The sequence below is a fragment of the Gordonia amarae NBRC 15530 genome (genome assembly GCF_000241345.1).
Taxonomy (GTDB): domain Bacteria; phylum Actinomycetota; class Actinomycetes; order Mycobacteriales; family Mycobacteriaceae; genus Gordonia; species Gordonia amarae.
In genome coordinates this window covers 106997-126620 of the sequence record NZ_BAED01000069.1, presented here as the reverse complement: position 1 = coordinate 126620, position 19624 = coordinate 106997, and the positions used below count along the sequence as shown (strand labels likewise).

Here is a 19624-nt window from a genome sequence, read left to right as displayed (position 1 = left end):
GTCCTCCCGTGAATCGTCATACCGTCGAGAACTCGCCGGCACTTCTTATACGTGGGGCGCAGGCGAAACTCATCGCTCAGGCGTTGTCCGGTGGCAGCGTGGGTGGCAGACCGAACTCGGCAAACCGGCCGGCTGTTCCGAGGAACGTCGTCGTGTGCCCGATCAGCCCACCCCGAAACTCCACGGCGACCAGCGCGAACGGCCGCAACGTACCCACCGCGTCCGGGCGATACTGCCCGAATCCGACCTGGCCGTTGATGTCGGTGATGACCAGGCGGTCGGCGGCGCACGCATCGGACATGGCGGCGAGCGAGGCAATCGCCTCGCGCCCGGCCAGCCACCACCTCACCGGCGGCATCGTCGTGGTCACATCGTCGTGCAGCACCGCGATCAGCCCGCCGACATCGTGCGCTTCGAAGGCGGCCACATAGCGCTCGGCGAGAGCGCGAGCCTGCTCATCGCTCACCGACCCATCACCGCAGGACTGCGCCGGCAGCACACCGCGTGCGCGCTGAAGTGAACTGTTGATCGCTCCCACGCTCACACCGAGAATGTCCGCGGTCTCGGCGGCGGAGAATGCGAGCACATCACGCAGGATGGTGGCCGCCCGCTGAGGCGGTGTGAGGTGCTGCAGTGCGGCCACGAACGCCAAGCGGACCGTTTCCCGTTCCACTGCCCGGCGTGCGGGATCCGACGAGTACACGACGAAACTCCCCGGAACAGGATCGACGTAGCTGCCCGCCGGCGCCGCAGCGCCGAAGACACCCGGTTCGCCCAGGCCGGCGACATCCATCGGGGATGCCCGACGTTGTGCCGCGCGCAGCATGTCGATGCACACATTGTGTGCGATCCGATGCACCCAGGTGGTCAGCCGGGCGCGCCGCGAATCGAAGGTATCCAGCTCGCGCAGAGCGCGGATCATCGTCTCCTGCACGGCATCTTCGCATTCAGACGAGCCGGCCAGCATCCGGTAGCAGTACGCGTTGAGCGGTCCACGCAACGCCTCGAGGTCTGCCTCGATCGTCATGACCCCGAGTGTAGTGCCGCATGTGAGGCGATGTCAGAGCGGCGGAAGACGCCTTTCGCGCGGGAGTTTCCGGCTCGCCGGGAGGTCGGTGGTGTCGGCCGGGTCGCGCAGGCGATTGCCGTCGAGGGGCCGCAGTTCGGGGCGCCGCGAAACGTCGGCGGGATTGCGCAGGGGCTCGAGTTTGGGCACCTCGTAGGAGGTTGTCCGGTAAGGCGACCATTCGGGGCGGGGCCCGGTGTCCGCCTGGTCGTCGCGCGTGCCTCGACGGGGAAGCCACTGCCGCGCCGCCTCCTCGACGAGGGCCCGGAACATTTCGCCGAGCATCGCGTTACCCTTCGCGTCGGCCGCGTCGGTGCGGTGAGCGTGATGCGGATTGCGAGTGTGCGTTCCGCCTTCCATCCCTGAGCCCCCTGGTAGTGCGCGGCCGCCCGTTCTGGGACTTGCCACCCGGTGTGATGTGTGATTTCCGCAGACTTTACCGACAGCGCCCGCGTTGCGGTAGCGGCACGTGGCAGTGTTCACAGACTGGAAACCCGCTGAGCCAGAACCCAGTTCATCGAAGCAAAGAATATGCAGAGTGGCGCTCGTCGGCGCTGAGGGCTACAGCGCATCGGGGTCGGCGGACAACAGCTCACCGGCCTTCGCGGTCACGGCCAGCGCCTTCGACGACCAGACGGAGCCCGCCCCGGCCAGCCCGCACGCCGGTGTCACGACGACATTCTCCCGAAGCACCGAACGATTCAGGCCGATCCTGTCGACGAGACGGGCCAGCGCGGACGCGACCCGCTCGGCCGGCGACCCCGTATCGGACGCCGCCCGGGGCGGCGTCGAGGGCACGGCACCGGCGACCCACACATCGCCACGATCGATCAGGGCTCCCACCCCGTCCAGGTCGGCCGCCGACTCCCCCGTCCACGATGTGATGTCGCATGAGACAGCGACACCGGGCAGTCGTGCCGTCAGATCCCAGCGCGGCGCACCGCAATTGTGCAGGATCACCGGCCGTTCGATCGCCTCGACCAGCTGCGTGAGAGCGTCGGCCACCTCGATCACCGGGATCGCGGGGATGGTGTCGAACCGGGTCAGCGGCTTCACGGTGCCGTCGAGAACCGCGCCGATCGACGGTTCATCGAGCTGCACAACGGTGTTCGTGCCCAGCCGGCGTTCGGTCTCGGCGACCAGGACACGGATGCCCTCGGTCGCCGAGGCGATCACATCCGACCAGGCCCCGCGGTCACGAAGGATCCTGTGACCGTTGGGCAGTTCCGCGGAGGCGGCGAAGGTGAACGGACCGCACACCTGGATCTTGAACGGTCGTCCCGTTCTGATGAATCCCGCCGCATCCCACAGCTCTTCGACCGCGTCGAGATCGGCGGACAAGAAGTCCGCGGCCCGGCGGGAGACGTTCGACCGGCGGCCCGACAGGCGGTAACCCCACGTGCCCGCGTCCATCGGCATGTCGACGAGGATCGCCGCCATCCGGCCGATCATGTCCGCGCCGACCCCCCGGGCGGGCAGTTCGGCGAGATGGGCGAAGTCCAGTTCGCCGTTGATGATCGACGCGGCCTCGCGGGGATCGGTTCCGGGCATCGACCCGATACCGGTGCCCACCGCGGTTGGGATTGTTACAGACATTCGGCGCCAACCCCATTCGATGGTTGAGGTGCGAGCCTGCGAGCCTCGACACCCGGTGGGACGGCATTGTCCGCTCGCGAGGTTTCGAGGCTCGTCGCTTGCGCTCCTCGCACCTGCACCGGCGAAGCAGTCACACCGTTGCCCGTCACACCCGGGCCAGGGAGGAGGTGCGGATGATCCGGCCGGACCCGATCACCAGGTCGCCGGCGGACTCGTCCGGCAGGTACAGCACAGCGGCCTGGCCGCGCGCCACGCCGGTGAGCGGTTCGGAGAGTTCGATGTCGATGCGAGCCTCGCCGTCGCGGACCACCGGGGTGGCGCGCGCGGGTGCGAGACCGCCGTGCGCACGTACCTGCACCACGCAGTCGACAGGTCCGTCGGGCACCTGACCCGACGTCCACACCGCACGCCCGGCTTCGATGGACCACACCTGCAGGTGTTCGGCCGAGCCGACGGTGACGGTGCCCGACTCGGGGTCGATGCCGGTGACGTAGCGGGGCTTGCCGTCGGGTGCGGGGGCCTCGATACCCAGGCCCTTGCGCTGGCCGATCGTGAAGCCGTGCACGCCTTCGTGTTCGGCGAGCCGCTCCCCCGAGTCGGCGTCGACGACGGCGCCGGGCCGGATCCCGATACGGGCGCCGAGGAAGGCGCGGGTGTCGCCGGTGGGGATGAAGCAGATGTCGTGCGAGTCGGGCTTGTCGGCCACCGACAGGCCGCGCCGGGCGGCCTCCTCGCGGATCTGCGGCTTGGGGGTGTCGCCGCACGGGAACATCGCCCGGCTCAGCTGGGCGTGGTCGAGCACCGCGAGCACGTAGGACTGGTCCTTGTCGTCGTCGACGGCGCGGCGCAGTTCACCGTTCTCCAGGCGGGCGTAGTGGCCGGTGGCCAGGGCGTCGAAGCCGAGCGCGATCGCCTTGTCGGCCAGGGCCGCGAACTTGATCTTCTCGTTGCAGGTCAGGCACGGGTTGGGGGTCTGCCCCTCGGCGTAGGCGTCGACGAACTCGTCGATCACGTCTTCCTTGAAGCGGTCGGCGAAATCCCACACGTAGAACGGGATGCCGAGCACGTCGGCGGCGCGCCGGGCGTCGTCGGCGTCCTCCCGGGAGCAGCATCCACGCGAACCGGTGCGCAGCGCACCGGGTGCCGTCGACAGCGCCAGGTGCACGCCGACCACGTCGTGACCGGCCTCGACCGCGCGGGCCGCGGCCACCGCCGAATCGACGCCGCCGCTCATCGCCGCAAGAACTCTCACCGGATACCTCCACGAACAGAAACCAGCCCGGCGGTGCGTGCCCGATCCACCACGTCGCCGATCACCTCGGCCACCGCGTCGACGTCGGCGTCGGTGCTGGTGGCGCCGAGGGAGAACCGCAGCGACCCACGGGCGTGCGGCACGTCGAAACCCATCGCCAGCAGCACGTGGCTGGCGCGGGCCACCCCGGCGGTGCACGCCGAACCGGTGGAGCACTCGATGCCGTTGGCGTCGAGCAGCATCAACAGCGAATCGCCCTCGCAGTCGCCGAAGGTGACATGGGCGTTGCCGGGCAGGCGACCGGCGCCGACCGGCCCGTTGACGGATGCTCCCGGAACGTCGAGCAGGACGTCGAGGAGCCGGTCACGCAGCCGGGTGATGCGTGCGGTCGTCGTATCCATCGACTCGGTGCTGATGCGCAGCGCGGTGGCCATCCCCACGGCACCGGCCACGTCCTGCGTGCCCGACCGGATGTCGCGTTCGTGCCCGCCACCGTGCAGGAGCGGCACGCAGGCGACGTCACGGCGCAACAGCAGCGCACCGACGCCCTGCGGGCCGCCGAACTTGTGCGCGGCCAGGCTCAGCGCCGACAGCCCCGACGCGGCGAAGTCGACCGGGATGTGCCCGACGGCCTGGATCGCGTCCGAATGCACCGGCACACCGAACTCGGCGCCGAGCGCCGCGATCTCGGCGACCGGCTCGATGGCGCCCACCTCGTTGTTGGCCCACATGACGGAGATGAGTGCGGTGGCGCCGGCGTGGGCGTCCAGTTCGGCACGCAGGTCGTCAGGTGCGACAACGCCGGTGCTGTCGACCGGGAGGACCACGAGCTCGGCGTCCTCGTTGTCGGCGAGCCACTGCGCCGGATCGAGGATCGCGTGGTGTTCGACCGCCGACACGATGATCCGGGTGCGGTCGGGATTCTCGGCCCGGCGGGCCCGGTAGATGCCCTTGACCGCGAGATTGTCGGACTCGGTGCCGCCGCCGGTGAAGATGACCTCCGACGGCCGGGCGCCGAGCGCCGCGGCGATCGATTCGCGCGATTCCTCCAGCCGCCGCCGCGCCCTGCGGCCCGAACCGTGCAGCGACGACGCGTTGCCGGGGTGGGCGTAGACGGCGGTCATCGCCTCGACGGCTTCGGGAAGCATCACGGTTGATGCGGCGTGATCGAGGTAGACGGGGGGCCGGACCGGTGTGGACATATCGCTGCCAAGGATAAACGTGCGGGCAGCCGCGGCAAATTCCCGCGCGAGCCGGCCCGCGCCGACGCCGTCCGGGGCCGGCGCCCGCACGCACCCCTGCTCACCGCACGACCTGCCCCGTGTCGAGGACCCCGCGCGGGTCGAGCTGGGCGGCGAGCGCGGCCAGCCAGGCGTAGGTGTCGTCGTCGTAACAGGCCCGGATCACGGCCGGGTCGGCGGAGGCGCTGAAATTGGGCAGGCTCGTGCCGGTGCTCCACGGCTCGACCGCGGCGATCAGCGCGCTGTTCGTCGATACCACCAGCTCGGCGATCGGCGGGGCGAGAACACCCACCGAGTGCAGATTGAATGCGGCGTCGCGGTGACACAGCGCGCTGCGCACGGCAGGTTCGTCGGCGAAGGCACCGCCGAGCTGCCGCAGCTCGACGACGATCAGCGGTGATCCCGAGCCCGGCCCTGTCGCGGCCACGATCGCGTCGATGGTGCCGTCGGCCAGATCACGCAGCAGCGTGGTGCCCTCGTGCGCGGGCATCGGGACCGGCGGATCGGCGTGGATCGCACCTATCGCGGCATACGGTAGCGGGGCGACAGCGTCGAGCAGCGGGGTGGCCGCCGCCCGCATCGGTGCCAGCAGCTGCGCCCCGGTGTCGGGGTCGGCGGTGGTCGCGAACCGGACAGCGAGGGTGAGCTTGCCCGCCAGTATCGGCGGCACGCCCGGCATCTCGGGCAACTGCAGCAGCGCCGCCGAGGTGCCGGCCTCCCGCGGCAGGTCCGAGGCCCAGTCGCGCCAGGCGCGTAGCAACGCGGCGGCATCGGTTCCGTCGAAATACAACGCACCGCCGTAGATGTCGCTGATCGGCAGCAGGTCGACCACCACCTCGGTGATGATGCCGAGCGTGGCCTTGCCGCCGCGCAGTCCCCAGAACAGTTCGGGATTGACCTGCGCAGAGGCCTCCTTGACGGCGCCGTCGCCGGTGACCACCCGCACCGACCGCACGTAGGCCGCCGACGAGCCGAGCGTCCGCACGAGCGGACCGATGCCGGCGCCCGTGAGGAATCCGACGACGCCGACGGTCGTCGACGAGCCACACACCATGGCCAGCCCGTGGGGCGCCGCGGCGTCGAGCACGGTCTGCACACGCACACCGGCACCGATGCGAGCGGTCCGGCCGGCCGGGTCGATCTCGCAGGTGTCCAGGGCCGCGGTCCGGATCAGGATGGTGTCGGGGCCGACCTCGACGCCGCCGTGTCCGGTGGCGAACACCGCGACCTTCAGGCCGGCGTCACCCGCATACCGGATCACGGCCGCGACGTCGTCGGTGTCGGCGACATCGACCACCGCACACGGTGTGCGGGTGACGGCGAGGTTGAAACCCGGGGTGGCGTAACCGGCGTCGCCGAGTCCGTGGACCGCGCCGCGCACCATCGCACGCAGCGCGGGCGGAACCGATTCGAGGGTGACGGGCGTTGTCTCGCTGATGGTCACGTGAATCTCCTTCGTGGATCTGTTCGATTGCCGACGACAGCGTCGGAGATGGGGCTTGCAGGTCTCTTGGAGTGGGCTTGGAGGGCGCGGCCACCGCGCCTGTCCGTACCCAAGTGTCCGGCGCCTCACCCGCCCGGGGCGCGAGTAGCGCACTACCTGATTTCGGCTTCGGCGGTACCTGCCGGGGCACGTATCGCCGCCCCGCCCACTCCGGGCCTCGCCCGTCGCCGACGGCACTTACACTGTCCACGTGATAGCAAGTGCGAGCGCGGTTTCCGGGGTCCGCGAGTATGCGGTACTCGGCACGCTGGAGGTACGGCGGGACGGCGCGCTCGTCGACCTCGGCTCGCCGAAGCAGCGGGCGGTGCTGGCCGTGCTGATCCTCGCGCGCGGCGCGGTGGTGTCCGTCGACCGATTGATCGACACCGTGTGGCCGGCCGACGCGCCGACGGCGGCCACCACCAGCTTGCAGGCATACATCTCAAATCTGCGGCGGGCCCTGCGCAGCGGCGGTACCGGACCGTCCCCCATCGAACGCGTCGGCACCGGCTACCGGCTCGTGATCGGCGACGACAGGGTCGACGTCGCCGAATTCATCCGGCTGGCCGCAGCCGCCCGCTCCGCCCGTGACGAGGGCCGCTGGACGCGGGCGCTCACCGATTCCGCGGGGGCGCTGTCGCTGTGGCGCGGTGAACTCGCCGGTGACGAACTCGGCGACGCCGACTGGCTGATCGCCGAGTCCGCGGCCCTCTCCGAAACCCGCACGGCGGCCGCCGATGTCCACATCAGCGCGCTGCTGGCAACGGGTGATATCGGCGGGGCGCTGAGCGAGATCGCCGCGCTGCGTGTCCGCGACCCGTTGCACGAACGTACGGTGTGGCTACAGATGGTGGCGCTGTACCGCTCGGGGCGCATCACCGAGGCGCTGGAGGCTTACACCGACCATGTCCGGACGCTCGACACCGAGCTCGGACTCGACCCGGGCACCGAGCTGACGGCCTTGCAGGGGGCGATCCTGCGGCACGATCCGGCGATCGCCGCCTGGCCCCGGCCCCCGCACTGGACGGGTTCGGCCGAGGTCGAGGCACCGGCCTCGGCCACTGTGCCCGACGGCACAGGCAGCGTGACCGCGACCGATACCGACGCCGGATTCGTGGGCCGCACCGACGAGATACGGCGACTGGGTGCCGTCGTGGGATCGGGGTCACTGGATCCGCGGTGGATCCTGCTCACCGGCCCACCGGGTATCGGCAAGACCGCCCTCGCCGGGGAGACGGTGCGCCTGGCCGTCGCCGCACACGGCCCGGACACGAGAGTGGTGTGGGTACGCTGCCCCGACACCGAGGGCATCCCCGCCTGGTGGCCGCTGCGGCAGGCGTGCCGTGCGCTGGGCGCCGACCCGGCGCAGGTGCTGTCGGTGCCCACCGGTTCGGACGCCGACACCGCACGGTTTGCCGTCTACGACCGCGTGCACACCATGCTCGAACATGCCGCGACGGCGACGCCGCTGGTCTTCGTCGTCGACGACCTGCAGTGGGCCGACCCGATGTCGCTCGGGTTGCTCACCTACCTGATGTCGGTGCTGCGCGGGCGCCGGATCATCGTCATCGCCACCGCCCGCGACGGTGAGGGCGGCCCCGAGGTGCACCGGTTCCGGGCCGCCGCCAACCGGTCCGGCGCCACCGTGATCGGAGTGCCGCGGCTCTCCCGCGACGAGGTCGCCGAACTGGTGTGCGCCGTGTCCCGGGAGGAGATGGCGCCCGCCGCCGTCGACCTGCTGGCCCGGCGGACGGACGGGAATCCGTTGTTCGTCACGGAATTCGCCCGGCTCGCCCACGACACCCGGCGCGCCGAGCAGATCCCCGAGGCCGTCCGGTCCATTCTCGACCGGCGTCTGACCTCGCTGGATCCGGCGGTGCTGGAGGTGATCGGCTACGCCGCCGCCATCGGCGAGGACATCGACGTGCCGCTGCTGGTGGCGGTCACCGGCCGTGACCCCGACGACATCGCCGACTGTCTCGACGAGGCCGTCGACGAACACATCCTGGTCGCCCGGCACGATCGGACGGACGTCCCCCTCCCCGCTGTCGGCACCCGTTTCGCGCACGCTCTGCTGCGCGAAGGCGCGCTCGGGATAATCCGGCCGTTACGCCGTGCCCGGATCCATCTGCGGATCGCCGAGGTGCTCGATCAGATCGGCGGCAGCGACTCCCGGGCGGTGCGCGCCGCCCACCTCGTCGACGCCCTGGCCGTGGCCGATCCGCGTGAGGTGGTGGCCGCCTGCCGGGCCGCGGCCGCCGACGCCACGGCCGCCTGGGATTCGGAGAAGGCCGCGTACTGGCTCGGCGTCGCGTTGCGCATCTACGAGTCGGCGCCCCGCATCAGCCAGGATGTCACCGAGCGCGACGACCTGCTGATGGGTCTGCTCACCGCGCAGACCCGCGCCGGGCAGGTGCAGCAGGCGCTCGCGATCGTCGAGACCCGGCTCGACGAGGCGATCGCCGCCGATGCGCCGGACACCCTCGGCAGGCTCGCGGGAATCCTGCTGCGCGCCGGCGGTTCGTGGCCCTGGGTCGGTCCCAACGTCGACAACGAACGTTTGTGTGCAGCACTGGAATCGGCGCTCGACACGGTGGCGGGTGACGGCCCGGACACTGCTCGGGTACTCGGTGCGCTCGCCGTCGGTAACTGCTACCACCATGACGCGTCCGTTCCGGCCGGCCTGCTCGATCGTGCCGACGAGGTGGCCGCCGGACTCGACGACGACTCTGTGCTGGTCGATGTACTGATGGCCCGCCTCATCACCTATTCCGGCGTGGCACGGCACGCGGCGTCATCGATCGGGCTCGCCGAACAGATCCGGCGGGTACGCGCCGCCGGGTCCCCTGACAGCAACCGACTCGGTTATGCCGCAACAGATGTCGATGATGTCATCGTCGACACCGTACTCACCATGTCGACGATGATCCTCGGCGATGTCGCCGCAACCGAACATCTGGTGCGCCGCGGCATCGTCGGCAGCGAACGCTACCGGCTGCCGATCCTGCGTGCTCAGCTGCGCTGGATGGAGGCCTCACTCGCGGTGTGGCACGGTGACTTCGACGTCGCGATGGAACACTTCCGGACCGCGGTCAAGGTGCATCAGATGACCGAACTGTATGTGGCGGGCAGCGACACCGTCGCGATGATCGGGCTGGCCACCGAACGGCACCTGCTCGACGCCGTCATCGAGGCCAACAACGTTGCCCCGAAGGGAATGTCGACGCTCGACTGGGCCCGGTCGATGGCCGACGAGTTCTCCGACGAACAGATGACGGTGCTGCTGGCGGCCGGGGTGGCGATGATCGCCCGCGCGGAGGGCGATCACGACCTGGCCGAACGGATGATCACCATCTGGCTGGCCGATGACCGGCCGATGGTGTGGACGTCGCTGTGTCAGGCGGTGCTGCTGGCGCATGTCGTCGCCGACCTCGAATTGACCGGTTATGCGCGCCATTTCATCGACTATCTCGCGCCGTACAGCACCGGCATCGGCGCCCTCGGGCAGATCGGGCAGGTCGGGACGGTGGGGCTGGCGCTGGCCAAACTGCACTACCTGGTCGGTGACGACGCCGAGGGCGATACGGCGCTGCGCGACGCCACCGAGGTCGCAGTCCGGGGCGCGGGCCGTCCGTCGTTGTTGCGGTGCCGGCTGCTGGCCGCCACGCGTACCCCACCGTCGGCCGCGCGGACCCGGGAGATCGACGACATCGAAAGGCGGGCCAAGGAGTTGGCATTGACCGATATCGTGGAGTCGGTCACCCGCCTGCGATGAGTCGTGCGCATCGGGCCGCGAGCTCGCGGCGGTCGGCGCCGGGTAACTGGCTCTCGTGCACGGTGACCCGCACGCTCAGTTCCCGCGTGCGCAACACCCGCCGCAGCGTATCCCACGGGGTGTCCTCACCGATGAACGCCGCTGCCGGGCAACTGCCCGACGGCGTGGTGAAGGCGAGGCCGATCGGGAGGACCGGCACACCCGCGTCGACGGCCGCCTGAAAGAACGCCGGGGCAAAGGTGCCGGTGGTCGTGCCGCATCGGGTGGTTCCCTCCGGGAACACCGCCACCGACTCGTCGAGCTCCAGCCTCCCGGTCACCTCGTGCACCGTGCCGGGCAACCGCCGCAACGAGTTCCGTTCGACGCGGATGGCACGCAGGATCCGCGCGGGTAGCGCCGAGACCGGCGTACCCACGATTTCCGCCTTCGCCACGAAGCGGGCGGGGCTGATCATTGCCACGGCGGGGATATCGAGGTAGGAAACATGATTGGCCACAATAAGTCCGCAGGAATGGGAGACGAACGGGCGCCGGTCGTCGACCACCACGGTCAGCCCGAGCGACCGGAGTACCCGGCGCGACAGACCACGCAGGAACCGGCGGCGGACCGGCGCGGGTGCCACTGCGGCCACCGGCCACAGGCAGGCCGCCGCCACCGCCACCGCCGCCGTTCTCAGCACACGGACCGCCACCTGCACCGTCGTCGCCCTGTCATGGCGCCCGACAAGGCATCCGGCTCCGCACGGGCTCAGCGGAAACCACGGATGCAGACCGCTGTCCGGCGGTACCGGCACCCGTCCCGAGGCGGCGCCGACCAGGTCCGGCACGGCCACGAGCGAGGGTCTTGGCCACGGCGTCACCGGCGCCGGACCGACCACCGCCGTCGAACCCATCGCGGTCACCGGTCGGCCGATCCCGCCAGCCGCGTCACCGTGGAGGTGAGCCGGTCGAGATAACGGCGGGTGGCGCCGTCCCGGTCGATGACGGTGAGGAAGTCGCCGACGTCGAAGGCGTCGTCCACCGCGGGCTCTCCGCACACCCGCGCGCCGAGCCGCAGATAGCCGCGCAGCAGCGGCGGCAGCGCGGTTCCCGGGTGCGGCGCGATGTCGTCGAGCGCGATGCCGTCGACGCAGGGAGCCGTCAGCGGTTCAGTACGCCACCGCGCAAGATAGCTGGCGAGGAGTTGATCACGCACCGAACGCAATTCGGCGCCTCGCGCGGCTCCGAGGGTGCCGCGCAACGGAACCGACACCGAACCCATCACGTACCGCAGCCCGGTCAGGTCGAGGTAGCGCAGCACCGACGCCCACATCAGCGCCGTCACCGATCCACTGCGGTGCGCCGAATCCACGCACGCCCGGCCCATCTCGACTGTCCGCGCGGCGATCGGTGCCAGCCCTGCGACGTCGAACTCGGTGGCCGAGTACCAGCCGCCTGCGGCGACCGCCCGCACCGGTGTGAGCAGCCGCGCACAGCCGATCACGCCGTCGACGTCGTGACGAACGATCAGGTGCTGGGCGAAGTCGTCGAACCGGTCGGCGTCACGACCGCTGTCGTGGTCGCCGATGTGGTCGGAGAACCCCGGTTCCTCGCTGAAGACCCGGTACCGCAAGCGCTGGGCGGCGACGATGTCGTCCGGGTCCCCGGACAGCAGCACTCGCACCGGGCCCGCACCGAGCATCGGGATCGGCGTGTCGGCGGGCGCCGCCCCGATCGTGGTCATGACGTGCGTAGTTGTCATACCCGAATACAAGACCCGTGGCACGACGGCGCGGCGACGCACGCCTGTCGCGTCGGGGCGCGGCGGATGAACGTCTGCCGAGCGACTTCAGCCGACGATCATGTCCCGGAAACGGGAAAGTCCCCCACTCCGCGGTTGCGGGGCGGGGGACTTCACCGATCAGATCACTTGCGGGCGTTGACGGCCTCGGTGAGCTGCGGGGCGACGTTGAACAGGTCGCCGACCACACCGAAGTCGGAGATCTCGAAGATCGGGGCCTCTTCGTCCTTGTTGACGGCCACGATGGTCTTGGAGGTCTGCATGCCGGCGCGGTGCTGGATGGCGCCCGAGATGCCCAGGGCGATGTACAGCTGCGGCGACACGGTCTTGCCGGTCTGACCGACCTGGAACTGGCCCGGGTAGTAGCCGGAGTCCACGGCGGCACGCGAGGCGCCGACGGCGGCACCGAGCGAGTCGGCGAGGGCCTCGACGACGGAGAACTTCTCCGCCGAACCCACACCACGGCCACCGGAGACGACGATCGACGCCTCGGTCAGGTCCGGACGGTCGCCGCCCACGTTCGGCTCGGCCTTGACGATCTTGACGGCGTTCTCGGCCTGCTCGGGAACGTCGACGTTGACGACCTCGCCGGCACCGGCCTGCGCGACGGCGTCGACGGCACCCGGACGCAGCGAGAACACGGGAACCTCACCCTTGGCCTGCGCCTCGACGGTGAACGAGCCACCGAAGATCGAGTGCACACCCACGCCGCCTTCCTTGACGGCGATGACGTCGGCCAGCACACCCGAACCCAGGCGCACCGCGAGACGGCCGGCGATCTCCTTGCCGTCGGTGCTGCTGGCCACGATGATAGCGGCGGGCGAGGCCTGCTCGGCGATCGACGACAGGACGTCGACCTTCGGGCTGATCAGGAAGCCGGTGATCGCGTCGGACTCGGCGACGTAGATCTTCTCGGCGCCTGCCTCCTTGAGGGCGTCGACGACGCCCGCGGCGGCACCGGGGGCGGCAGCCACGACGGCCGACGGGCTGCCCAGTTCACGGGCGGCGGTGATGAGCTCGCCGGTGGCCTTCTTCAGGCCGCCCTCGGCGTCGAGCTCGGCGAGAACGAGTACTTCTGCCATGATTTCTTAACTCCTGGAATGAATGTCGTCGGTGTGGTCTGGATGAATACCGGTCGAGAAGAACTAGATGATCTTCTGCGAGACCAGGAATTCGACGACCTTGGTGCCGCCGTCGCCTTCGTCGACGACGCGCTCGCCGGCCTGCTTCGGAGGCTTCGGGGTGGACGAGAGGATCTCCGAACCGGCGTTCGCGGCGCCGACCTCATCGGCCTCCACCTCGATCTCGGCGAGGGTGACGACCGCGATTTCCTTCTTCTTGGCCGCCATGATGCCCTTGAAGGACGGGAAGCGGGCCTCGTTGATCTTCTCGTTGACGCTGACGATGGCAGGCAGCTCGCCCTCAAGGGTGAAGATGCCCTCGTCGGTCTCACGCTCACCGGTGACGCTCTCACCCTCGACCTTCAGCGACCGCAGCGAGGTCAGGTGCGGGAGTTCCAGGTATTCGGCGATCATGGCCGGAACAGCGCCGACGCGGCCGTCGGTGGCCTCGTTGCCGGCGATGACGAGCTCGACACCTTCGACGGTGCCCAGCGCGCGGGCCAGGGCGTAGGCGGTCTGGACGGCATCCGAGCCGTGCAGCGCGTCGTCCTGGATGTGGATGGCCTTGTCGGCACCCATCGACAGAGCCTTGCGGATCGCGTCGGTGGCGCTCGCGGGGCCCGCGGTCAGCACGGTGACCTCGCCGCCGTTGGCCTCTTTGATCTGCAGAGCGGCCTCGACGGCCTTCTCGTTGATCTCGTCGATCACGGGATCGATCGAGCGATCCAGCGAGAAGTCATCGCTGAGCTTGCGCTCGGAACCGCTGTCGGGAACCTGCTTGATCAGAACCACAATGTTTGTCATGGGTCTACGTCGACCTCCTGCGTCGGTGTCAGCAACTTACCGACGAGTAAGTTGCGTTTGGTCTCACCTACTTTAACGTGCTGGTCCAGCACACTGAACACCGACTTCGTCACACACGAGCGATTCGGCGATGTCTCGATACCGTATGGGGTTCGATAGGTTGGCCGGTCATACCTTAGTCTCGGTCAGGTGACCCTTCACAACGAATCGGCGGCACAGGCGGCGATCGAGCCGGAAACGCAGCTCGCGCTCACCGGCGAGCGCACCGTTCCCGGTATCGCCGAGGAGAACTACTGGTTCCGCCGGCACGAGATCGCCTACACCTCGATTCTCGCTGACTGCCGCGATAAGACGGTGCTGGAGGCCGGTTCCGGTGAGGGCTACGGCGCCGCGCTGCTGGCGACGGTCGCCGAATCCGTGACCTGCGTCGACTACGACACCTCCGCCGTCGAGCACACCCGCCGCCGCTACCCCGAGCTGATCGTGCACCAGGGCAACCTGATCGAGCTGCCGATCGCCGACGCGTCCGTCGACGTGGTGGTGAACTTCCAGGTCATCGAGCACCTGTGGGATCAGCCGCAGTTCATCGCCGAATGCCTGCGCGTGCTGCGGCCCGGCGGCAGGCTGCTGATCTCCACCCCCAACCGGATCACCTTCTCCCCCGGCCGCGACACCCCGCTCAACCCGTTCCACACCCGTGAACTCAACGCGGCTGAACTCACCGAACTGCTGGTCGACGGCGGTTTCGAGGTCGACACGATGTTCGGCGTGTACCACGGCGCAGCGATCCGCGAGCTCGACGCGAAGTGGGGCGGGTCGATCATCGACGCCCAGATCGAACGGTCGCTGGCCGGAGTGCCGTGGCCCGACGAGCTGGCCGCCGACGTCGCAGCGATCGCCACCGACGACTTCGACGTCCTGGACACCACGCGGGGCACCGGCGACATCGACGCCAGCCTCGACCTGTTCGCGGTGGCGGTGCGGCCCTGAGTACCGCACCCGCGAACACCACCGCCGAACAGGTTCCGGGCCAGTTCACCCTGGTGTTGCATTCGCATCTGCCGTGGCTGGCCAACCACGGCCGCTGGCCTGTCGGCGAGGAATGGCTGTACCAGTCCTGGGCGTCGTCGTATCTGACGGTGTTCGAGGTGCTGCGTGGCCTGGCCGCCGACGGCTACCGCGACCAGATGTCGCTCGGCATCACCCCGGTGCTCGCCGCCCAGCTCGACGACCCGCACTGCCTGTCGTCGATGTACGAGTGGCTCGCCGACTGGCAGCTGCGGTCGATGGAGGCCGCCGTCTCCCGCGACACGGACCGCCGCGCACTAGGGCACCGCGAGTTCCGGGCGTCGGCGCACGCCATGCGCGAGTTCGAGACACACTGGCGGCACGGCGGCAGCCCGCAGCTCCGCTCGCTCATCGACTCCGGCGTCATCGAACTCCTCGGTGGTCCGCTCGCGCACCCGTTCCAGCCGCTGCTCGATCCTCGGCTGCGCCGGTTCTCGCTGCGCGAGGGACTGGCCGACGCGCATGCCCGCTGGCGGTACGACCCGGCCGGCATCTGGGCACCCGAGTGCGCGTTCACCCCGGGCATGGAACGGGAGTACGCGGCGGCCGGTGTCGGGCATTTCATGGTCGACGGCCCGAGTCTGCACGGTGACACCGCCCTCGGCCGCCCGGTCGGCGACACCGTCGTGGTGGCGTTCGGCCGCGACCTGTCGGTCAGCTACCGGGTGTGGTCGCCCAAGTCCGGATATCCGGGTCACGCCGTGTACCGCGACTTTCACACCTACGACCACGAGACCGGCCTCAAACCGTCCCGGGTCACCGGACGCACGGTGCCGTCGGATCAGAAGAGGCCGTACGACCCGGCGCGCGTCGAGGCGGTGCTCGACAAACATGTCGACGATTTCGTCGGTCACGTCCGGGACCGGCTGATCGCCGAATCCGATCGCATCGGCCGGCCCGCACTCGTGGTGGCCGCCTTCGACACCGAGTTGTTCGGGCATTGGTGGCACGAGGGCCCGATGTGGCTCGACAAGGTGCTGCGCCGGCTGCCCGAAGTGGGCGTGAAGGTCGGTACCCTCGCCGGCGCCCGCCGCGACGGCTTCGTCGGGGAGCCGGTGGATCTGCCCGCCTCGTCGTGGGGTTCGGGCAAGGACTGGCGGGTGTGGAACGGCCCGCAGGTACAGCATCTGGTGCAGCTCAACGCCGAGGTCGTGGAGACCGCGCTGGAGACCGTCGACAAGCGACTGGCCGGTGCCGGCACCCGGGATCGGGTGGCCGATCAGATCGTCCGCGAAACGCTGATGACGGTGCAGTCGGACTGGCCGTTCATGGTGTCCAAGGACACCGCCGCCGCCTACGCCGTGGACCGCGCCCACAAACACGCCCACGCCACCCGCGAGATCTGCGACGCCGCGGCGCGTGGCCGCGAGGAGCAGGCCACACAGCTGGCCGCCAACTGGGCCAGGGCCGACAATCTGTTCGCCGGGATCGACGCTCGCCGGCTCGTCGCGGAATCGCTACTGTCGGGCGGGCCACTCGATCACGAACCGCTGATCGGGGATGCCGACGCCACCGCCGGCACGGACATTGATGGGGGGACTGCCACATGCGGATGTTGATGGTGTCGTGGGAGTATCCGCCGGTGATCGTCGGTGGGCTGGGCCGTCACGTCCACCACCTGGCGATCGACCTGGCCAAGCTGGGCCACGACGTCACCGTCATCACCCGCAGACCGTCGGGCACCGACTCCCTCACACATCCCACCAGCGACGAACGCGCCGACGGGGTGCGGGTGATCGCCGTCGCCGAGGACCCGCACGAGTTCCGATTCGGCACCGACATGATGTCGTGGACGCTGGCGATGGGCCATTCGTTCGTCCGTTCCGGTCTGCGCATTCTCGCCGGCGACCCGGAGACCGCCTGGTTGCCTGATGTGGTGCACGCCCACGACTGGCTGGTCGCCCATCCCGCGATCACGCTCGCCGAGTTCTTCGACGTGCCGCTGGTGGCCACCATCCACGCCACCGAGGCCGGCAGGCACAGCGGCTGGGTCAGCGGCTCCACCAACCGGCAGGTCCATTCGGTGGAATGGTGGCTGGCCAATGAGGCCGACGCCCTCATCACCTGCTCGGAGTCCATGCGCGACGAGGTGAACCGGCTGTTCGGGCCGGAGGAGATCCAGGTCATCCACAACGGCATCGACGTCGACACCTGGCCGTTCGCGCCGCGCCCGCCGACGTCGGGCCCGGCCGAACTGCTGTTCGCCGGGCGGCTCGAATACGAGAAGGGCGTGCAGGACCTGCTGGCCGCGCTGCCGCGGGTACGCCGCACCCATCCCGGCACCACCCTCACCATCGCGGGCACGGGTACCCAGCTCGAGTGGCTGATGGAGACCGCGCGCAAGCACAAGGTGACCCGGTCGGTGCGGTTCGTCGGCGCCCTCGACCACAACGCCTTGGTTACCGCGATGCAGCGGTGCGCCGCGATCGTCCTGCCCAGCCGCTACGAACCGTTCGGCATCGTCGCCCTCGAAGCCGCCGCCTGCGGCATCCCGCTGGTCGTCTCGACGGCGGGGGGCCTCGGCGAGGCCGTCGACGACGGCGTCACCGGCTTCACCTTCGAACCGGCCGACGTCGCGGGCATCGCGTCCGCGATCCGCACAACCCTCGACGACCCGACCGCCGCCGCCACCCGCGCCCGCCGCGCCCGCGACCGCCTCACCGAGGACTTCTCCTGGCGCGAGGTGGCCGAACGCACCGAAGGCGTCTACCTGGCCGCCAAACGCCGCGTCCGCCACGCCTACGGCCGCCCCACGATCATCGAACGCCCTCTCCCCGAACGCGATCCGGGGAAATAGGCTCCACTCGACGCCTACCCGCGACCCATGGACACTCGCGTAGTCCGGCATTGAGCCATAACGGCCCCGAAACCGTGCTGTCGTCATCCACGACAGGACAGATAGGCGCTGTAGTCTGCGGGCATGCGTAGTCCCATCTTTGACCAGAAATTCCAGGAGATCCGGTCCACCGAACGCTGGACGTTGCAGTCCGAGCGGATGCTGCGGGTGGGGTTCGGGCCCGACGCCCTCGCCGCCAAGGGCGCGATGGTGGCCTATCACGGCGTGATGGACTTCAAACACGAGGGCGCGGGCAGCGTGTCGAACTTCCTGAAGCGCGCCGTCACCAACGAGGGCGGCGGACTGATGCGGGTCAGCGGTCAGGGTGAGGTGTTCTTCGCCCGCAACGCCGCGCACGTGTTCACGATGGACCTCGAAGGCGACGCCATCACCATCAACACGTCCAGCCTGCTGGCGTTCGACGCGTCGCTGCAGTGGAAGATCACCACCATCGGCAATGCCGGCATGCTGGCCGGCGGACTGTTCAACCTGCAACTCGCCGGCCACGGCACCGTCGGCGTGACCAGCGAGGGTCCGCCGCTGATCCTGGACTGCACCCACCAGCCCACCTACGTCGACCCGCAGGCCGCGATCTGCTGGTCGGCCAACCTGACCCCCACCATCAAGAACGACTTCAAGATGGGTGCCCTCATCGGCCGCGGCTCGGGCGAGTCGTTCCAGCTCGCCTTCCACGGCCCGGGTTTCGTGGTCATCCAGCCCAGCGAGGGCAGGCCCGTCGTCGGCGCCTGACTGGTCACCCGGCCGGTCCCGAACCGGCCGCGGTTCCCGCTACCCTTCCGAGGCCGCCTTTGCCTCGGCGGCGGCCTTCTTGCGTTCGATGTCGGCGAGGGCGCGTTCGAGTTCGGCGCGCTGCTCGGCGTTGGCGTCCCAGGCGTCCTTGCGGTTCTTGACCACCTTGGCGGGGGCGCCGACGGCGATCGCGTAGTCCGGGATGACGCCCTTGACCACCGAATGCGCGCCGAGGACGCAGCCGCGGCCGACGATGGTGTTGCGCAGGATCGATACTTTGGTGGCCACCCAGGTGTCGGGGCCGATGCGGACCGGACCCTTCACGATGCCCTGATCCTTGATGGGGGTGTTGATGTCGTCGGTGACGTGGTCGAAGTCGCAGATGTAGCACCAGTCGGCGATGAGCGATGATCCGCCGAACTCGATGTCGATGTAGGCGTTGACGACGTTGTTGCAGCCGAACACCGCCTTGTCGCCGATGCGCAGGCTGCCCTCGTGGCAGCGGATCGAGTTGCCGTCGCCGATGTGTACCCAGCGGCCGATCTCCATCCGCGACATCTCGGGCGTCGCGTGGATCTCGACGTCCTTGCCGAGGAACACCATGCCGCGCAGCACCACGTGCGGGTTGGCGAGCCGGAACCGGGCCAGCCGGTAGTACCGCACCAGATACCAGGGTGTGTACGCCTTGTTGCGCAGCACCCAGCGCAGCGAGTCGAGGGTCAGGAACCGTACTTGGGCAGGGTCGCGGCGCCGCCCGGCCTTCCAGCGGGACCGGTAGGAGGCATTCCACATGGTGGTCATGAGGACAAACACTAACGGAGCGCGAAATCGCACACGATAGGCTCTTGAGGTT

At 69.5% G+C, this 19624-nt stretch carries 16 protein-coding genes; 5 read left to right on the top strand and 11 right to left on the bottom strand.

The window, feature by feature from the left end; genetic code table 11:
• Nucleotides 1-76 precede the first annotated feature (76 nt).
• From GOAMR_RS20685 to GOAMR_RS20660, 6 genes are all read right to left on the bottom strand, one after another.
• Nucleotides 77-1027, bottom strand: coding sequence for an RNA polymerase subunit sigma-70 (locus GOAMR_RS20685; RefSeq protein ID WP_005192544.1), 951 nt, complete (start codon nucleotides 1025-1027; stop codon nucleotides 77-79).
• 33 nt (nucleotides 1028-1060) lie between these two features.
• Nucleotides 1061-1426, bottom strand: coding sequence for a hypothetical protein (locus tag GOAMR_RS20680; RefSeq protein WP_005192542.1), 366 nt, complete (start codon nucleotides 1424-1426; stop codon nucleotides 1061-1063).
• 201 nt (nucleotides 1427-1627) lie between these two features.
• Nucleotides 1628-2662 (bottom strand): uroporphyrinogen decarboxylase/cobalamine-independent methonine synthase family protein, encoded by a 1035-nt coding sequence (locus tag GOAMR_RS20675; protein WP_040515951.1) that lies wholly within the window; start codon nucleotides 2660-2662, stop codon nucleotides 1628-1630.
• A gap of 145 nt (nucleotides 2663-2807) precedes the next feature.
• On the bottom strand, nucleotides 2808-3914 hold the full coding sequence (mnmA, locus tag GOAMR_RS20670) for a tRNA 2-thiouridine(34) synthase MnmA (RefSeq protein ID WP_040515950.1): 1107 nt from the start codon (nucleotides 3912-3914) through the stop codon (nucleotides 2808-2810).
• Nucleotides 3911-5116, bottom strand: coding sequence for a cysteine desulfurase family protein (locus tag GOAMR_RS20665; RefSeq protein ID WP_040515949.1), 1206 nt, complete (start codon nucleotides 5114-5116; stop codon nucleotides 3911-3913). Before GOAMR_RS20665 ends, mnmA begins: the two co-directional genes overlap by 4 nt.
• A 100-nt stretch (nucleotides 5117-5216) precedes the next feature.
• Complete coding sequence (locus tag GOAMR_RS20660) at nucleotides 5217-6599, bottom strand: FAD-binding oxidoreductase (protein ID WP_005192538.1); 1383 nt, start codon at nucleotides 6597-6599, stop codon at nucleotides 5217-5219.
• 250 nt (nucleotides 6600-6849) lie between these two features.
• On the opposite strand from GOAMR_RS20660, the gene GOAMR_RS20655 reads away from it, so the two are divergent.
• Nucleotides 6850-10413 carry an ATP-binding protein gene (locus GOAMR_RS20655; protein ID WP_005192537.1) on the top strand — a complete coding sequence of 1188 codons (3564 nt, stop codon included), beginning with the start codon at nucleotides 6850-6852 and terminating at the stop codon, nucleotides 10411-10413.
• Here the strand turns inward: GOAMR_RS20655 and GOAMR_RS20650 are convergent.
• The 4 genes from GOAMR_RS20650 to GOAMR_RS20635 form a co-directional block, all read right to left on the bottom strand.
• Nucleotides 10397-11305 (bottom strand): lysophospholipid acyltransferase family protein, encoded by a 909-nt coding sequence (locus tag GOAMR_RS20650; RefSeq protein ID WP_005192529.1) that lies wholly within the window; start codon nucleotides 11303-11305, stop codon nucleotides 10397-10399. The genes GOAMR_RS20655 and GOAMR_RS20650 overlap by 17 nt on opposite strands.
• A gap of 5 nt (nucleotides 11306-11310) precedes the next feature.
• The gene (locus GOAMR_RS20645; RefSeq protein ID WP_005192528.1) at nucleotides 11311-12135 is read right to left on the bottom strand and encodes a GNAT family N-acetyltransferase; all 825 of its coding nucleotides are present in this window, start codon (nucleotides 12133-12135) and stop codon (nucleotides 11311-11313) included.
• 182 nt (nucleotides 12136-12317) lie between these two features.
• Nucleotides 12318-13274, bottom strand: a complete 957-nt coding sequence (locus GOAMR_RS20640) for an electron transfer flavoprotein subunit alpha/FixB family protein (protein ID WP_005192527.1) — start codon at nucleotides 13272-13274, stop codon at nucleotides 12318-12320.
• Between the two features lie 63 nt (nucleotides 13275-13337).
• On the bottom strand, nucleotides 13338-14117 hold the full coding sequence (locus tag GOAMR_RS20635) for an electron transfer flavoprotein subunit beta/FixA family protein (RefSeq protein WP_005192526.1): 780 nt from the start codon (nucleotides 14115-14117) through the stop codon (nucleotides 13338-13340).
• 189 nt (nucleotides 14118-14306) lie between these two features.
• On the opposite strand from GOAMR_RS20635, the gene GOAMR_RS20630 reads away from it, so the two are divergent.
• The 4 genes from GOAMR_RS20630 to GOAMR_RS20615 all read left to right on the top strand — a co-directional run bounded on the left by GOAMR_RS20630 (nucleotide 14307) and on the right by GOAMR_RS20615 (nucleotide 18771).
• Entirely contained in the window at nucleotides 14307-15107 is an 801-nt protein-coding gene (locus tag GOAMR_RS20630) for a class I SAM-dependent methyltransferase (protein WP_005192525.1), read from the top strand.
• Between the two features lie 53 nt (nucleotides 15108-15160).
• Nucleotides 15161-16744: a 1,4-alpha-glucan branching protein domain-containing protein gene (locus tag GOAMR_RS20625; protein WP_005192524.1), complete on the top strand. Its 1584-nt coding sequence runs from the start codon at nucleotides 15161-15163 to the stop codon at nucleotides 16742-16744.
• Nucleotides 16732-17982 (top strand): glycosyltransferase family 4 protein, encoded by a 1251-nt coding sequence (locus GOAMR_RS20620; protein ID WP_040515947.1) that lies wholly within the window; start codon nucleotides 16732-16734, stop codon nucleotides 17980-17982. The genes GOAMR_RS20625 and GOAMR_RS20620 overlap by 13 nt, the downstream gene beginning before the upstream one ends.
• Nucleotides 17983-18105: 123 nt before the next feature.
• A complete protein-coding gene (locus GOAMR_RS20615; protein ID WP_005192522.1) occupies nucleotides 18106-18771 on the top strand; it encodes an AIM24 family protein in 666 nt (221 codons plus the stop codon).
• A gap of 39 nt (nucleotides 18772-18810) precedes the next feature.
• On the opposite strand, the gene GOAMR_RS20610 is transcribed toward GOAMR_RS20615, so the two are convergent.
• Entirely contained in the window at nucleotides 18811-19572 is a 762-nt protein-coding gene (locus tag GOAMR_RS20610; RefSeq protein ID WP_005192521.1) for an acyltransferase, read from the bottom strand.
• Between the last annotated feature and the right edge of the window lie 52 nt (nucleotides 19573-19624).

Excerpts from the sequence above, each read along its gene's own strand:
- GOAMR_RS20675 (WP_040515951.1), bottom strand. The coding sequence starts at position 2,662 with ATGTCTGTAACAATCCCAACCGCGGTGGGCACCGGTATCGGGTCGATG.
- GOAMR_RS20620 (WP_040515947.1), top strand. The coding sequence starts at position 16,732 with ATGCGGATGTTGATGGTGTCGTGGGAGTATCCGCCGGTGATCGTCGGT.
- GOAMR_RS20645 (WP_005192528.1), bottom strand. The coding sequence starts at position 12,135 with ATGACCACGATCGGGGCGGCGCCCGCCGACACGCCGATCCCGATGCTC.
- GOAMR_RS20680 (WP_005192542.1), bottom strand. The coding sequence starts at position 1,426 with ATGGAAGGCGGAACGCACACTCGCAATCCGCATCACGCTCACCGCACC.
- GOAMR_RS20650 (WP_005192529.1), bottom strand. The coding sequence starts at position 11,305 with ATGGGTTCGACGGCGGTGGTCGGTCCGGCGCCGGTGACGCCGTGGCCA.
- GOAMR_RS20685 (WP_005192544.1), bottom strand. The coding sequence starts at position 1,027 with ATGACGATCGAGGCAGACCTCGAGGCGTTGCGTGGACCGCTCAACGCG.
- GOAMR_RS20665 (WP_040515949.1), bottom strand. The coding sequence starts at position 5,116 with ATGTCCACACCGGTCCGGCCCCCCGTCTACCTCGATCACGCCGCATCA.
- GOAMR_RS20635 (WP_005192526.1), bottom strand. The coding sequence starts at position 14,117 with ATGACAAACATTGTGGTTCTGATCAAGCAGGTTCCCGACAGCGGTTCC.
- GOAMR_RS20615 (WP_005192522.1), top strand. The coding sequence starts at position 18,106 with ATGCGTAGTCCCATCTTTGACCAGAAATTCCAGGAGATCCGGTCCACC.
- GOAMR_RS20610 (WP_005192521.1), bottom strand. The coding sequence starts at position 19,572 with ATGACCACCATGTGGAATGCCTCCTACCGGTCCCGCTGGAAGGCCGGG.
- GOAMR_RS20640 (WP_005192527.1), bottom strand. The coding sequence starts at position 13,274 with ATGGCAGAAGTACTCGTTCTCGCCGAGCTCGACGCCGAGGGCGGCCTG.